Source organism: Mesonia maritima (genome assembly GCF_042433895.1).
GTDB lineage: Bacteria > Bacteroidota > Bacteroidia > Flavobacteriales > Flavobacteriaceae > Mesonia > Mesonia maritima.
Map to the genome: position 1 here is coordinate 57,929 of NZ_JBHLUA010000027.1, position 14,502 is coordinate 72,430.

At 33.4% G+C, this 14,502-nt stretch carries 15 protein-coding genes; 8 read left to right on the forward strand and 7 right to left on the reverse strand.

The window, feature by feature from the left end; genetic code table 11:
- Window positions 1-71 precede the first annotated feature (71 nt).
- The 4 genes from rmuC (at window position 72) to ACFFGL_RS13940 (ending at window position 2,911) form a co-directional block, all read left to right on the forward strand.
- The gene (gene rmuC, locus ACFFGL_RS13925) at window positions 72-1,469 is read left to right on the forward strand and encodes a DNA recombination protein RmuC (protein ID WP_309727657.1); all 1,398 of its coding nucleotides are present in this window, start codon (window positions 72-74) and stop codon (window positions 1,467-1,469) included.
- A gap of 6 nt (window positions 1,470-1,475) precedes the next feature.
- Entirely contained in the window at window positions 1,476-1,841 is a 366-nt protein-coding gene (locus ACFFGL_RS13930) for a 6-phosphogluconate dehydrogenase (protein ID WP_309727658.1), read from the forward strand.
- 27 nt (window positions 1,842-1,868) lie between these two features.
- Entirely contained in the window at window positions 1,869-2,417 is a 549-nt protein-coding gene (locus tag ACFFGL_RS13935) for an acyl-CoA thioesterase (protein WP_309727659.1), read from the forward strand.
- A 104-nt stretch (window positions 2,418-2,521) separates the two neighbouring features.
- Window positions 2,522-2,911, forward strand: a complete 390-nt coding sequence (locus tag ACFFGL_RS13940; protein WP_309727660.1) for a hypothetical protein — start codon at window positions 2,522-2,524, stop codon at window positions 2,909-2,911.
- 50 nt (window positions 2,912-2,961) lie between these two features.
- Here the strand turns inward: ACFFGL_RS13940 and ACFFGL_RS13945 are convergent, their stop codons facing one another.
- The 3 genes from ACFFGL_RS13945 to ACFFGL_RS13955 are packed head-to-tail and all read right to left on the reverse strand — an operon-like array spanning window position 2,962 to window position 5,677.
- Window positions 2,962-3,354 carry a DUF423 domain-containing protein gene (locus tag ACFFGL_RS13945; RefSeq protein ID WP_309727661.1) on the reverse strand — a complete coding sequence of 131 codons (393 nt, stop codon included), beginning with the start codon at window positions 3,352-3,354 and terminating at the stop codon, window positions 2,962-2,964.
- Window positions 3,355-3,356: 2 nt separating this feature from the next.
- A complete protein-coding gene (locus ACFFGL_RS13950) occupies window positions 3,357-4,376 on the reverse strand; it encodes a cytochrome d ubiquinol oxidase subunit II (RefSeq protein ID WP_309727662.1) in 1,020 nt (339 codons plus the stop codon).
- Window positions 4,376-5,677, reverse strand: a complete 1,302-nt coding sequence (locus ACFFGL_RS13955) for a cytochrome ubiquinol oxidase subunit I (RefSeq protein WP_309727663.1) — start codon at window positions 5,675-5,677, stop codon at window positions 4,376-4,378. The genes ACFFGL_RS13950 and ACFFGL_RS13955 overlap by 1 nt, the downstream gene beginning before the upstream one ends.
- 231 nt (window positions 5,678-5,908) lie before the next feature.
- On the opposite strand from ACFFGL_RS13955, the gene ACFFGL_RS13960 reads away from it, so the two are divergent.
- The gene (locus ACFFGL_RS13960) at window positions 5,909-6,520 is read left to right on the forward strand and encodes a SatD family protein (protein WP_309727664.1); all 612 of its coding nucleotides are present in this window, start codon (window positions 5,909-5,911) and stop codon (window positions 6,518-6,520) included.
- Window positions 6,517-7,230, forward strand: coding sequence for a DUF3307 domain-containing protein (locus tag ACFFGL_RS13965; RefSeq protein ID WP_309727665.1), 714 nt, complete (start codon window positions 6,517-6,519; stop codon window positions 7,228-7,230). Before ACFFGL_RS13960 ends, ACFFGL_RS13965 begins: the two co-directional genes overlap by 4 nt.
- 285 nt (window positions 7,231-7,515) lie before the next feature.
- Here ACFFGL_RS13965 and carB read toward each other — a convergent pair whose 3' ends face one another.
- Both carB and rpmH read right to left on the reverse strand, forming a co-directional pair.
- Window positions 7,516-10,371, reverse strand: coding sequence for a carbamoyl-phosphate synthase large subunit (gene carB / locus ACFFGL_RS13970; protein WP_309727666.1), 2,856 nt, complete (start codon window positions 10,369-10,371; stop codon window positions 7,516-7,518).
- Window positions 10,372-10,460: 89 nt separating this feature from the next.
- Window positions 10,461-10,619: a 50S ribosomal protein L34 gene (gene rpmH / locus ACFFGL_RS13975; RefSeq protein ID WP_309727667.1), complete on the reverse strand. Its 159-nt coding sequence runs from the start codon at window positions 10,617-10,619 to the stop codon at window positions 10,461-10,463.
- 166 nt (window positions 10,620-10,785) lie between these two features.
- On the opposite strand from rpmH, the gene ACFFGL_RS13980 reads away from it, so the two are divergent.
- Both ACFFGL_RS13980 and ACFFGL_RS13985 read left to right on the forward strand, forming a co-directional pair.
- A complete protein-coding gene (locus ACFFGL_RS13980) occupies window positions 10,786-11,301 on the forward strand; it encodes a DUF2892 domain-containing protein (RefSeq protein ID WP_309727668.1) in 516 nt (171 codons plus the stop codon).
- A gap of 76 nt (window positions 11,302-11,377) precedes the next feature.
- A complete protein-coding gene (locus tag ACFFGL_RS13985) occupies window positions 11,378-12,082 on the forward strand; it encodes a TlpA family protein disulfide reductase (RefSeq protein ID WP_309727669.1) in 705 nt (234 codons plus the stop codon).
- Window position 12,083: 1 nt separating this feature from the next.
- Here the strand turns inward: ACFFGL_RS13985 and cls are convergent, their stop codons facing one another.
- Together cls and ACFFGL_RS13995 are read right to left on the reverse strand one after the other, a co-directional pair.
- Complete coding sequence (cls, locus tag ACFFGL_RS13990) at window positions 12,084-13,538, reverse strand: cardiolipin synthase (RefSeq protein WP_309727670.1); 1,455 nt, start codon at window positions 13,536-13,538, stop codon at window positions 12,084-12,086.
- Entirely contained in the window at window positions 13,538-14,491 is a 954-nt protein-coding gene (locus tag ACFFGL_RS13995; protein WP_309727671.1) for a lytic transglycosylase domain-containing protein, read from the reverse strand. The genes cls and ACFFGL_RS13995 overlap by 1 nt, the downstream gene beginning before the upstream one ends.
- Window positions 14,492-14,502 lie beyond the last annotated feature (11 nt).

Here is a 14,502-nt window from a genome sequence, read left to right on the forward strand (position 1 = left end):
TGAATTTTCTTTAAAATTAATCCAATAAAATTCGGTGAAATATTTTACGTAAATTTGATAAAAACTAACGCATGACCGACTATATTGTTTTTGCCGTTGTGGCAATTATTATGTTAATTATCGGCTTTTTTGCCGGAAAAAATATTTCTAAACTCAAGCAAGAATCGGCTTTTAAAGAAACCGAAAATCAATTGGCTACTTTACGTCTTCAACTACAAAATGCTGAACAAAAATTAGCAGAAGAAAAACAGGAACAACGGCAGCAATTAGAGAAAACTGAAAAAGATTTTCAACAGCAACTGGAAAAAATTCGATTTGAACGCGAAGAAATTAGAAACGAAAAAGAACGTTTTAAAAATGAACTCACCCGAAAAAATGTAGAGTTCGATAATCTTCAGCAAAAAAATGAAGAGCAAAAAGCAGAAGTAGAAAAGCTACAAGAAAAATTCACCAAAGAATTTGAAAATTTAGCCAATAAAATTCTCGATCAGAAATCTGAAAAATTTACGCTTCAGAATAAAGAAAATATTCAGAATATTTTAAATCCGCTTCAAGAAAAAATTAAAGTTTTTGAAGAAAAAGTAGATAAAAGTTCGCACGATTCTATTAAACGTCACGCAGAATTAGGCAAGCAATTACAACATTTAAACGAACAAAATTTAAAAATTAGCGAAGAGGCCACCAATTTAACCAAAGCCTTAAAAGGCGATACCAAAATGCAAGGAAATTGGGGCGAAATGGTTTTGGAACGCGTTTTAGAACGTAGCGGATTGCAAAAAGATAGCGAATATTTTGTGCAGCAAAGTTTTACCACCGACGAAGGAAAACGCGTGATGCCCGATGTGGTGATTGAATTGCCGGGCGATAAAAAAATGATAATTGACTCGAAAGTTTCTCTTAACGCTTATGAACGTTACATTAACGAAACGGAAGAAAGCCAGAAACCGCTTCATTTAAAAAATCATTTAATTTCGGTAAGAAAGCGTGTAGATGAATTGAGCCAAAAAAATTATCATCAACTCTATCAAATGGAAAGTCCAGATTTTGTCTTGCTTTTCATCCCTATTGAAGCGGCTTTTGCTATTGCTTCTAACGAATATCCACAATTATATAGCGATGCTTTCGAGAAAAATATCATTATTGTTACGCCAACTACCTTATTGGCCGTTTTAAAAACAATCGACAGTATGTGGCAAAATGAAAAGCAAAAACAAAATGCCATAGAAATTGCTACACAAGCCGGCGCTTTATATGATAGTTTTATTAATTTAACCGAAGAATTATTAAAAGTCGGGCGGCAAATTGGAACGGTTCAAAACAGTTACGAATCGGCGATGAAAAAACTCACCGGCAAAGGAAATTTAATTCGTCGGGTAGAAAAACTGAAAAAATTAGGCGCAAAAGCCAGCAAACAAATCGATCATAAATTAATGGCGCGAGCGATTGATAATGATGACGATGATGAATAAATTATTATGAAAAAAATACTTACTTATATTCTCGTAGCCATTGTAGTTATTGCTACAATTTATTACAGTTTTCTTTATTTTGTTCCGTATAGTGAAGGAACACGCGCGGGAGAACTTATAAAATTCAGTAATAAAGGCGTGATTGTAAAAACCTGGGAAGGACAAATTAGCCAAGGAATTAGCGGCGCTCAAATTTTTAGTTTTTCAGTATTAGATAAAAATGAAGAAGTTATCGAAAAACTGAAAAAATATCAAGGTGAATATGTTGAACTTACTTATATTGAGCGCTTCGGAACTTTTATTTTTTGGGGCGATACCAAATATTTTATTACTGAAGTAGAACTTTCGCAATCGCCACATTTTAGAAGATAAATTTAGAATTGAAGAACGAATATTTTTATGGAAAAACCCTTTAAGCACGTAGAAGAATCGCAAGTTGTGATTTCAGAATTAATGCTTCCCTCCCATTCCAATTTTAATGGAAAAATTCACGGTGGTTACATTCTTTCCTTATTAGATCAAATTGCGTTTGCTTGTGCTTCAAAACATAGTGGCGATTACTGCGTAACAGCAAGTGTAGATACTGTAGATTTTTTAAGACCGATTGAAATTGGCGAATTAGTAACAATGAAAGCTTCGGTAAATTATGTCGGGAATACTTCCATGGTAATTGGTATTCGCGTAGAAGCTGAAAACATACAAACCGGTAAGAAAAAACATTGTAACTCTTCTTATATTACGATGGTTGCAAAAACAAAAGAAGGAAAATCTGTAAAAATTCCGGGGTTAATTCTTACCAATGATCACGATGTTCGTCGCTTTTTAAAAAGTATGAAACGTATTGAAATGAAAAAAACTCGATCTAAGGAATATAAAGAATTAGATTTTTCAACTGAAAAACATTACGAAAAGCTAGAAGGGAAAAGAGTTCAATTAAAATTAGATTAGACTAACAATCGTTAAACAATTAATAAATATTCAGAAAATAGATGTAAAAAATTGGATACTTTTAGAAAAACAGCTTAATTAAGCATATCAAAAAAAGAAAAACTATGAAAATTAAATTACTTATTCTCGGACTTATTATCTCCATGACAAGTTGTTCTCCAAGAATCGTGAACACATGGAATATCGATAAATATAAGGTTACCAATGATAAAGGAAAAAGTATGACTTCTGAAAATATCGGAACCATTACGTTTAAAAAGAATGGAAAAGGTGAAAAGAAGTTAAATTACAATTTATTTCAAAATGATTATTCTGACACCTCGCCTTTTGAATGGAATATGTACAATGATTATATTGTACTAAAAACTTCAAACAAAGACAAAGATTCTAACTTAAATAAAACATGGATTATTGTTGAAGATAGTTCTAAAAAACAAGTCTGGAAATCTACCGATGGTGAAAATATGGTGCAGATTTTAGAGTTGAGCAGATAAAATTAACTCTTATAAATTATTTAAAAGCTTCCCACTTCGGAAGCTTTTTTTTATAAATAAAAACCATAAGAAGCAAAAATTACAATAAGTAAAATCCAACCAATTACCAAACATAAACCACCAAGTGGTGTGATGGGTCCTAAGATTTTTAATTTTTTTCCGTTACTTGAGGTAATGCACAAACCGTAAATACTAAAGGAAAAAAGAAAAATTCCGACGATAATAAAGATGGCCGCAAAATGTTCTATAGAATTTACCATTGGTAAAGTCAATCCTAAAATTACTAATAAAATTGCATGATACATTTGGTATTTTACGCCGGTTTCAAAACTCGTTAATTGTTCGGCTGTAAACTTTTTCTTTAATGCGTGCGCTCCAAAAGCCCCAAAAACTACGGAGAGCATTCCGTATAAAGCACCCATAATAAGTACAAATTCTTTCATAATTATTTAAAGAGTTTAATAAGTTGAAAAGATCGCATTAAATGAAATAAACCAGGCAAAATTACTAAACCACCGATTATTAAAGCAATGCCAAGCGAATCGATAACCGATGTTGAAGCGACTTCAGATAAAATGCTAATTTCTTTTGTACTAGTAATTATAACATCAGGAAAATGAGCCAACATTGCCGCAGCGACAATTAAGAAAACTTGAACCGCTGCTAAAATTCGCGACCAACGTTTCTCTCGCTTTTTTATCATAATCCACAATGGAATTAACACTAAAGCGGAAATAATAATTGCAATAACAGAAAGTTTATTTTCAATAAAATCGGCTACAAAGGCAATTTCATTAAAATAGCCATATAATAAAATGACAAAACCTAATAAAACCAATACAATGGTAGCATAACTGGCTTTTTTCTTATACGTATGTTGTTCTTCATTTTCGCTTGCTTCCCCAATTAAAAAATTTGCTGCAATAAATGCGCATAAAGCTACATAAAACAAACCGATTAAAATGGAAAACGGATTCAGCCAACTATCGAGGTATAATTCTTTAAATCCTAAACTTGAATTTTCTTCAAATAAATTAATACTTCCACCAACCAAACCACCGAAAATCATACCGAGAAAAAGCGGGGAAAAAAAACTTCCTAATTTAAATAAATGATTGTACCAACCTTGTGACTTTCCTTTAATTGCATCATAATGCCTAAAAATAAATGCCACGCCACGCATGGTTATTCCTAAGAGCATCAACGTAATTGGGATATGTAGATAAACCACAAAAATATTATAATACGCCGGAAAAGCGATCCATAGAATTACAATGAGAATGATAATCCAAATATGGTTGGCTTCCCAAATTGGTCCCATTACGCGATAAACCGTTTTTTTGGTAACTTCTTGATTTTTACGAGAGGAAAATAATTCAATTATTCCCGCGCCAAAATCAGCTCCGGCTAAAAGAACGTAGAGAAAAAGTGAAAAAAACAGAAAAAATAAAACTACTGTTAACATTAGTCTTGCGTTTGATTAAGCACTCGAATTTGTCGCCACATTAACCAACTTACAACAAAAGTGAGCAATAAATAAATGCTTACGTACATAATTAAACTATAAAATATTCCCGGCATTGGCGTTACCGCATCTTTTGTTTTCATGATATTATAAATAATCCACGGTTGTCTTCCCACTTCGGTAACAATCCATCCGGCTTCTAACGCCACAAACCCTAGCGGAGCGAGTATCACAAAAAGCAACCAATATTTTTTTGAATTTTGCCAATTGCGCCATTTTAAACTCAGAAAATATAAAATCCCCGCTAAAGCTAACAACGTACCTAGCGCAACCATAAGTTGAAAAGCATAATGAACAATGGCTACTGGCGGTTGTTCATCTTTCGGAAAATCATTTAAGCCTTTTACTTCCGCATCAAAATCGCCAAAAGCAAGAAATGATAACGCATCCGGAATTTCAATTTTGTAATTCACTTCTTGATTTTCTTCATCTACAATTCCGCCAATATAAAGCGGCGCGCCTTTTTCAGTTTCATAATGCGCTTCTAACGCAGCTAATTTTGCCGGTTGCCGTTCAGCTATATCTTTTGCTGAAAGATCACCACTAATGGGTTGTAAAATTGCCGCAACCGCGGCGATACTTATTGCTATATTGAATGCTTTTTTATGAAGCTCTTTACGTTTTCCCTTATAAATCTGAAATGCATGAATTCCTGCAACTGCAAAGCCAGTAGCCACAAAAGCCGCTAAAGTCATATGTAATGCTTGTGTAAACCAAGCTTCATTTAACATTGCTTGCATTGGCCGAATGTTTGAAAACACCCCGTTTTCATAATCAAAACCTGAAGGCGAATTCATCCAACCATTGGCGGCAACTACTAAAATTCCTGAAGCTACTCCTGATATTCCTATAATTACACCGGTGAACCAATGAAATTTTTCGGGTAGTTTTTTCCAACCGTATAAATAAAAACCCAGCGCAATAGCTTCAACAAAAAATGCTGCACCTTCTAAAGAAAACGGCATCCCAATAATAGGTCCGGCGTGTTTCATAAATTCCGGCCATAATAAACCTAATTCAAATGAAAGTGCTGTGCCTGAAACCGCTCCGGTCACAAAGAAAATTGCGACTCCACGTTGCCAGGCTTTTGTTAATTCTAAATAGATTTTTTTGCGGGTTTTTAACCATTTAAAATGTGAAATAACCATAAAAAATGGCATTACCATTCCAATGCAGGCAAATACAATATGAAAGATTAACGTAAGTGCCATTTGAAGACGTGCGGCTTCGAGATTTTCCATAAAAAAGGAAGTTGAAATTGCACTCACAAAGATAGCTAATCACATAAAGAATAATTGCTGAAAAACGTAAATAATATGCTGCTTTTATATATTTTAACGTTCAAATGAAATTTATTGAATTATCATCTTAAAACACGATTTTATAGATTATCGTACTTAAAAACGATAATAACATTTATCGCTTTTTTTAACGATATTTTATTATATCGCTTTTTTTAACGATATTTGAATATGACAAGTGTACTTACAGGAGATATTATAAATTCGCGAGCCACAAACGCACCGAAAGATTACTTAGAAATCTTACGAAAAACGCTTTCTTTTTTAGGAAAGGAAAACACAAATTGGGAAATTTTTAGAGGCGATAGTTTTCAATTAGAAATTAAAGAGCCAGAAAATGCTTTTTGGAAAAGTCTTTATATAAAAGCCGCGCTAAAAAGTATAAAAGGGCTCGATGTTCGCATTGCGATTGGAATTGGCGAAAAAAGTTATGAAGCTGAAAGTATTTCAGAATCGAGCGGTTCAGCGTTTATTCGTTCGGGCGAAATGTTTGAATTGCTGAAAAAAGAAAAAACAAATTTGCTTATTCATTGCGGAAATAAAAAACTCAACAGAGAACTGAATGTAAGTTTTAAACTCGCCCTTATCGCAATGGATCATTGGACGCAAAATTCAGCGGAAGTTGTAAAACTAAGTATAGAATATCCAGATTTTAATCAACATGAATTAGGCGAAAAAATTGGAATTAAACAAAATACCGTTAGCGAACGACAAAAAAGAGCATTTTTAGAGGAATTAAAAGAATTTGATGCTATTTTTAGAACGAAAGTACAACAGCTATGATTCTATTAATCAAACTTATTTTAGCGCATTTAGTAGGCGATTTTCTCTTCCAACCTTACAATTGGGTAAAAGAAAAAGAGCGTGAAAAGCTCGCTTCCCCAAAATTGTACTTGCACGTTTTAATTCATTTATTGCTATATTTTTTAGTGGTTTGGGATTTTTCAATTTGGTATATTCCAGTTATAATTTCGGCAACGCATTTAATTATCGACGGATTAAAATTGAGTTTACAAACTGAAAAAACGAAACGGCTTTTCTTTTTTATAGACCAATTGCTTCATTTTGCAGTGATTTTTGCGGTCTGTTTTTTCCTAATAAATTCAAACTTAGCAATTAAATTTCCGCCACAATCATTATTGTTTATTACTGGTGCATTTTTCTTAACCACTCCAACTTCAGTAATGATTAAAATGATTATTTCGGTTTATAAACCTCATACTGAAATTGAAAAAGACGAATCGCTCGATAACGCCGGAAAATATATTGGTATTTTAGAACGATTGCTGGTTTTTGTATTTATTGTTAGTGGTCATTGGGAAGGCGTTGGCTTTCTTATTGCTGCAAAATCGATCTTCAGGTTTAGTGATTTAACCGCTTCTAAAGACCGAAAACTTACTGAATATATTCTCATCGGGACGCTGTTAAGTTTTGGTATCGCAATTCTCACCGCCATTATTTGTAACTCTTTACTCTTTAGTTTTGTAATATAATAAGATTCAAAAAAAGTAGATTTCAATTTATCGGGTAAACCTTTCAGGCCGGGCTGTCCGTTATATCTTTTTTTGCCATTTGCCAAAGCAACAAAAGGATGCCACTTCCATCCCTTTTACAAAACAAAAAAAACTTTCTAAAAAGTATTAAAAAGCGTCATTCTGAATTTATTTCAGAATCTCATCATATCGATTTACAAATCTTTATGAGAACCTGAATCGAGTTAAGGTTGACGAGATAATTAACTTTTTAGAAAGCCTCTTTTATCGTTAATTGAAATACAATTAACGCGTTAAATACATTTTTCTTCGTGCATACAGCTCGTAAAAATCATCATCTTTCAAATCTTTAATGAACAGAATGCTTTCGCCTGTACTTTTCATTTCAGGTCCTAACTGTTTATTTACTTTCGGGAATTTATTGAAAGAAAATACCGGTTGCTTAATTGCGTAACCTTCTAATTGCGGATTAAATTTAAAATCAGATAATTTCTTATCGCCCAACATTACTTTAGTCGCGTAATTTACATAAGGTTCACCATACGCTTTCGCGATAAACGGAACCGTTCTAGACGCTCTAGGATTTGCTTCAATAATAAAAACTTTATCATCTTTAATCGCAAACTGAATATTGATTAATCCAACCGTATCGAGTGCCAAAGCAATTTTTCGCGTATGATCTTTAATTTGTTGAAGTACTAAATCTCCTAAATTAAACGGTGGAAGCAACGCATTTGAATCTCCGGAGTGAATTCCGCAAGGTTCAATATGTTCCATAATTCCGATAATATAAACATCTTCTCCATCGCAAATTGCATCAGCTTCAGCCTCTATTGCACCATCTAAATAATGATCGAGCAATAATTTATTATTTGGGATTTTATGTAATAAATCGACAACATGCGCTTCTAATTCCTTTTTATTGATGACAATTTTCATTCCTTGTCCACCAAGCACGTAAGAAGGTCTTACTAAAATCGGGAAATCTAATTCATCTGCCAAAGCTAAAGCTTCATCGGCAGTTTCTGCTGTTCCAAATTCAGGATAAGGAATATCGTTGTTTTGTAATAATGTAGAGAAACTTCCGCGATCTTCGGCTAAATCTAGCGCTTTATAGCTGGTTCCCATAATTTTAATTCCGTAACGATCTAATTTTTCAGCAAGTTTTAAAGCAGTTTGCCCACCAAGCTGAACGATCACGCCTTCCGGTTTTTCGTGACGAATAATGTCGTAAATATGTTCCCAGAAAACAGGCTCGAAATATAATTTATCGGCAACATCAAAATCGGTTGAAACGGTTTCAGGATTACAGTTAATCATAATGGTTTCATAACCGGCTTCTGAAGCAGCCATAATTCCGTGAACGCAGCAATAATCGAATTCGATACCTTGCCCAATTCGGTTGGGTCCCGAACCTAAAACAATAATTTTTTTACGATCGGAAACCACACTTTCATTTTCTACAAAACGATTTCCGTCTGCTGTTTCAACTTCACTTTCAAAAGTTGAATAATAATATGGTGTTTCCGCTTCAAATTCTGCCGCACACGTATCTACTAATTTATAAACTCTATTAACGTTTAATTCTTCACGTTTTTTATAAACTTCACTTTCTAAACATTTCAGCATATGGGCGATTTGTCGATCTCCATAGCCTTTTTGTTTTGCTTCTAGTAATAATTCTTTTGGTAAAGTGTCGATAGTGTAGTTCGTCGAAATTTCTTTTTCGAGTACATAAAGTTCTTCATATTGCTTTAAGAACCACATATCGATTTTCGTGATTTCGTGAATTCTACTTAACGGAATTCCTAATTGAATGGCATCGTAAATTACGAATACGCGATCCCAACTTGGGTTGGTAAGTTTTTCTATAATTTGGTCGTAATTGGTATAACCTTTTCCGTCTGCACCTAAACCATTTCTTTTGATTTCTAAAGACTGCGTTGCTTTATGTAAAGCTTCTTGGAAAGAACGACCAATCCCCATTACTTCTCCAACCGATTTCATTTGTGGACCTAAAATACGGTTAGAACCTTCAAATTTATCGAAATTCCAACGTGGTATTTTTACAATTACATAGTCTAAACTCGGCTCGAATAAAGCTGAAGTAGTTTTAGTGATTTGATTGTCAAGTTCATCTAAAGTATAACCTAATGCTAATTTTGCTGCAATTTTCGCGATTGGATATCCAGTCGCTTTTGAAGCCAATGCTGAAGAACGCGAAACACGCGGATTGATTTCAATGGCAATTATATCTTCTTTTTCATCTGGACTTACCGCAAATTGAACGTTACAACCGCCGGCAAAATCACCAATATTTCGCATCATTTTTATTGCCATATCACGCATACGCTGAAAAGCAGAATCGCTTAACGTCATGGCCGGAGCAACGGTTATCGAATCTCCGGTATGAATTCCCATTGGATCCATATTTTCAACCGTACAAATAATTACGACGTTGTTATTTTTATCGCGCAGTAATTCTAATTCGTATTCTTTCCAACCTTGTAAAGCTTTGTCGATAAGCACTTCGTGAATTGGAGAAACCTCTAAGCCGTGCGATAAAGCTTCTTCAAATTCCTCTTCGGTTTCAACAAATGCTGCCCCTGCTCCACCTAAGGTAAAAGAAGCACGAATAAGTAACGGAAGTCCGAATTCTTGCGCTATTTCTTTTCCTTGTAAAATAGATTTTGCAGTTTTTGCAGGCGCTACAGGAATATCGATTCGCGACATGAGTTGTTTAAACTCTTCTCTGTCTTCAGTGATATTAATTGCATCGATATCTACACCGATAAGTTTTACACCAAAATCTTCCCAAATTCCTTTTTCATCTGCTTCGATACATAAATTTAAAGCTGTTTGACCGCCCATAGTTGGTAAAACCGCATCGATTTGTGGATGTTCTTTTAAAATTTGAATAATCGATTTTGTAGTCAGCGGCTTTAAATAGACGTGATCTGCCATTGACGGATCGGTCATAATTGTTGCCGGATTGGAATTTATAAGAATAGTTTCAATTCCATCTTCACGTAATGAGCGTAAAGCTTGTGTTCCTGAATAATCGAATTCACAGGCCTGACCTATGATAATAGGTCCAGAACCGATAATTAAAATACTTTTAAGATCTTTATTTTTAGGCATCTGAATTAATTAGATAAATGGTTAGGGACAAGATATAAAAAAAGGCGTTACCATTAAGTAACACCTTTATATTTTAAAATAACAAATCATTATTTTTTATGTCTGTTTTCTGAAGAGACAGAAAGTCTTTTTCTTCCTTTTGCTCTTCTTTTAGCAAGGACTTTTCTTCCGTTTACACTAGCCATGCGCTCTCTAAATCCGTGCTTATTTCTTCTTTTTCTCTTTGAGGGTTGAAACGTTCTTTTCATTGTAAAATATCTTTAATCTTCTTGAATGTCTTGCTAACTTGCGTCTTTAAGCTCTCGCTTTTTTTAACTGCGTGCAAATATACAATATCTTTTTGCTCTTCCAAATGTATTTTTAAATAATTTTTTATTAGTTTTTTATACCTTTGCACTTCGAAAAAAATAAGCGATGTACAATAAAAATATAAAGTTAGTTTTAGCAGGGGCAATTATTATTTTTGCAATATACCAAATGATAGAAGGTTACATTGGTAACGGTATTCTATTATTGCTACTTGCAGGAATTTTTATCTTCTTATATTTTAAAAATGAAATAATCCTTTTAGCTTTTTTGCGTCTAAGAAAGCAAGATATGGCCGGCGCAAAAAAATGGCTCGATAAAATTAAGAATCCGGAGGCTTCTTTAACCACAAAACAGCAAGGTTATTATTTTTATTTACACGGCTTAATGGTTTCGCAAAGTAATATAACTCAAGCTGAAAAATATTTTAAAAAAGCAATACGTTTAGGTCTTTCCATGAAACAAGATTTAGCCATGGCAAAATTAAATCTTGCGGGAATTGCTATGACCAAACGTAGAAAAAGAGAAGCGCAAATGCTTCTAAAAGAAGCCAAACAATTAGATACTCATAATATGCTGACCGATCAAATTAGAATGATGAAACAGCAAATGAAAAAAATCTAATTCTGCATAATTAACATCCTGTTTTAGCAGTTTTGGTTTAAAATTTGTATTTTTAAGAGAACTGAAAGAACGGGTTATGAAGAAATTTTCACCTTTTTTCTTATTCGCTTTATTTCCTCTTCTGATTAGTGCTCAACAAGATACGCTTTACTTTTCAGAAGCGGTTTCTTTATACATTCCTAAACATAATAAAGAAATTAATGAAGCTTATCGCTATCGCGATTCTGAACGCGCAAAATTCTTGTTCGATTCCCTGGTAAACAATTGTTTAAAAGGAACCTATATCGATAATTTTAATATTACTTGCTTACGCCGAAATAATGATTGTTTAAACGATTATAAAAAACCTATTTATTTACTTACTTATGCTTCGTGGTGCGTTCCCGGAAAAGGAGAAATACCCGCGTTAAATGAATTAGCCGAAAAATATAAAGAGGAAATCGATTTTGTAGTACTTTATTGGGATAGCAAAGCAGAAGTTAAAAAAGTAGCGAAAGAATATACGCGATCGATTCACTTGGTTTATGTAGATGAATTACAAAATAAAGACGCTTATATTGTAAGAAACATGAAGCATTCGTTAGGTTTCCCCACTACTTTTTACATTGGCTCTAACAAACAAATTATTGATATTAGCCGAATTGAAATGCTTCCGTATACCGAAAAATTTGAACGTTCTTATAATTTGAATTACAAAAACGTTTCGCAAGGAATTTCAGAAATTTTAGCTTTTGAAGAAGATTTGTTAGCCAAAACTCCGTTTGAAATTTTACCGAATTAATTTATAATAAAGGCGCCCAAAGTCTACTAAACGATTCTTTTAAGCGTTCGTTCAACGGTCGGTTTAACCAATCTTCCATTTTTACTTTATCGCAATGTTCAATATCTTCTTCAAAAATTTGAACCATTTTTTTACTGAAATCTTTATTATAAACTAAGGCATTTATTTCAAAATTAATTTCGAAACTGCGGTAATCCATATTTGAAGTTCCCACGGTTGAAAAAATATCGTCGATCACCATGGTTTTTGCGTGAACCATTCCTTTACAATAATGATAAACTTCAATTCCAGACTCTAATAAATCTAGAATGTATGAATTGGTTGCATATTTTGCCGCCCAACTGTCGCCAGTTTTTGGTACCAGAATTTTAATCTTCACTCCTCTTCTACTCGCTGTTTTTAAAGCCGTAAGAATTTGATCATTCGGAATAAAATAAGGCGTTGTAATATTTATATATTTTTCAGCTCCATTAATTGCGGTAAAAATGGCTTCCATAATATGTGGATAATCTGAATCTGGACCACTTGCTGAAATTTGTACAGGAACTTCTCCACAATCATCTAATTGCGGAAAAAATTCATCTATAATTTCTATTTCTTGTTCAGAAACAAAATTCCAATTTAGAAGAAAGTGACTTTGTAAAGATTTAACCGCGTTTCCTTCAATTCGTAAATGTGTATCACGCCAATAACCGGTATTATTGGGGTTTACATATTCATCACAAACATTTACACCTCCAACGTAACCCACTTTACCATCGATTATTACAATTTTACGATGGTCTCTATAATTTAATTTTCGAGTTAAGTTAGGAAACCAAACCGGCATAAAAGGGAATGATTCTATTCCGCAGGCTTTCATTTTTTTTACGCCTTCGCCACTTAATTGACTCCCGACATAATCATAATTTACCCGAACTTTCACTCCTTCCTTCGCTTTTTCACATAAAATATTGATAAGTTCAGAACCAATTTTATCGTAATTCAAAATGTAATATTCTAAATGAATATGGTGCTTTGCTTTTTTTAAATCTTCAAATAAAGATTCAAACTTTTTTTCACCATTAATAAGAATTTTCACATCGTTCCCAAAGGTTAATGGCTTTTTTTGATTATTCTGGAGCAGCTTTACAATATTTACTTTATTCCCTAAAAAATCATCCTCATAATTTTCTAAACGAAATTTATTCAGCAATAATTTATTTTCCCATTTTTTAACCGTTTTGTTATCAAAAACCTTTTTCCGTTTAAACATTTTATCTTTTCGATATTCTTGCCCGAAAAAGAAATAAATGAGTAAGCCTATAAAAGGTAAAACTACCAACGCGAGAATATAAGAAACCGTAGTAACAGGGTTTCGGTTATTTAAAATAATAAATAACGCCGTCCCAATGGCTATTATATAGTTAACAATTAAGAGTGAAAATAGAATGTTTTGCTGAATAAAATCTATCATTAAGGCTGGTAAGTGTAAGATCCTTTTTCTGGAATCTTAAGTTGATATAATTTCCTAGATCGGTTATTTAAATGCGCTTCACGAAGCCAAGGATTATGGATTTTTAAGATTTTATAATTAATGCCAAACTCTTTCGCGAATTGTGCAAAATTAGAAACCGCGGTATCTACCGAAACTTCTTTTGTTTCAACTAAAGAATACATATCTTTTTCAGTAAAATTGAAACCATATTTTTCGGGATTTCCTAAAATTTCTTTTAAAGCTAAAATTCTAAAAACATAGCGTTCGGTTTCTGAACCTAAAAGTAAATCGTAATAATCATTCACCTCTTGACGTTCTTGCTGTTTAGAAATCCCGTAATTTCCTGCATTATATGCCGCAGCGGCTAACGTCCACGTTCCGAAGCGTTCTTTCGCATCTTTTAAATACTGGCAAGCTGCTTCGGTTGCTTTTTCAATATGGTAACGTTCATCTACATTATCATTTACTTCTAAACCGTTTTCTTCGGCGGCAGCTTCCATAAGTTGCCAAAAACCAGTAGCTCCGGCGGGAGAAACAATTTGTGTAAGTCCACTCTCGGCAACAGCTAAATATTTAAAATCATCTGGAACGCCGTTTTTCTCTAAAATCGGTTCGATTATAGGAAAATATTTATGCGCTCTTTTAATTAATAGTAATCCATTAGATTGCCAATATGTATTCACTAAAAGTTCACGATCCATACGTTCGTGAATATCAGAATTTTCTACCGGAACTTTCTCTCCTGCAAAATTTAAATTTTCAGGTAATGGCAACGCGTACACATTATAATCTTGCACAGCGCTATCGGGATCTTCTGTATTTTTTTGTGGGTTTCTATTTGTTGTAGAAAAACTGGATTGTACGGCTTGAATTCCTAAGCCTACTATAAAAATAATTCCAATAAAACTCAGTATATTTTTCAATCGTTTCATATGCTTTCTTT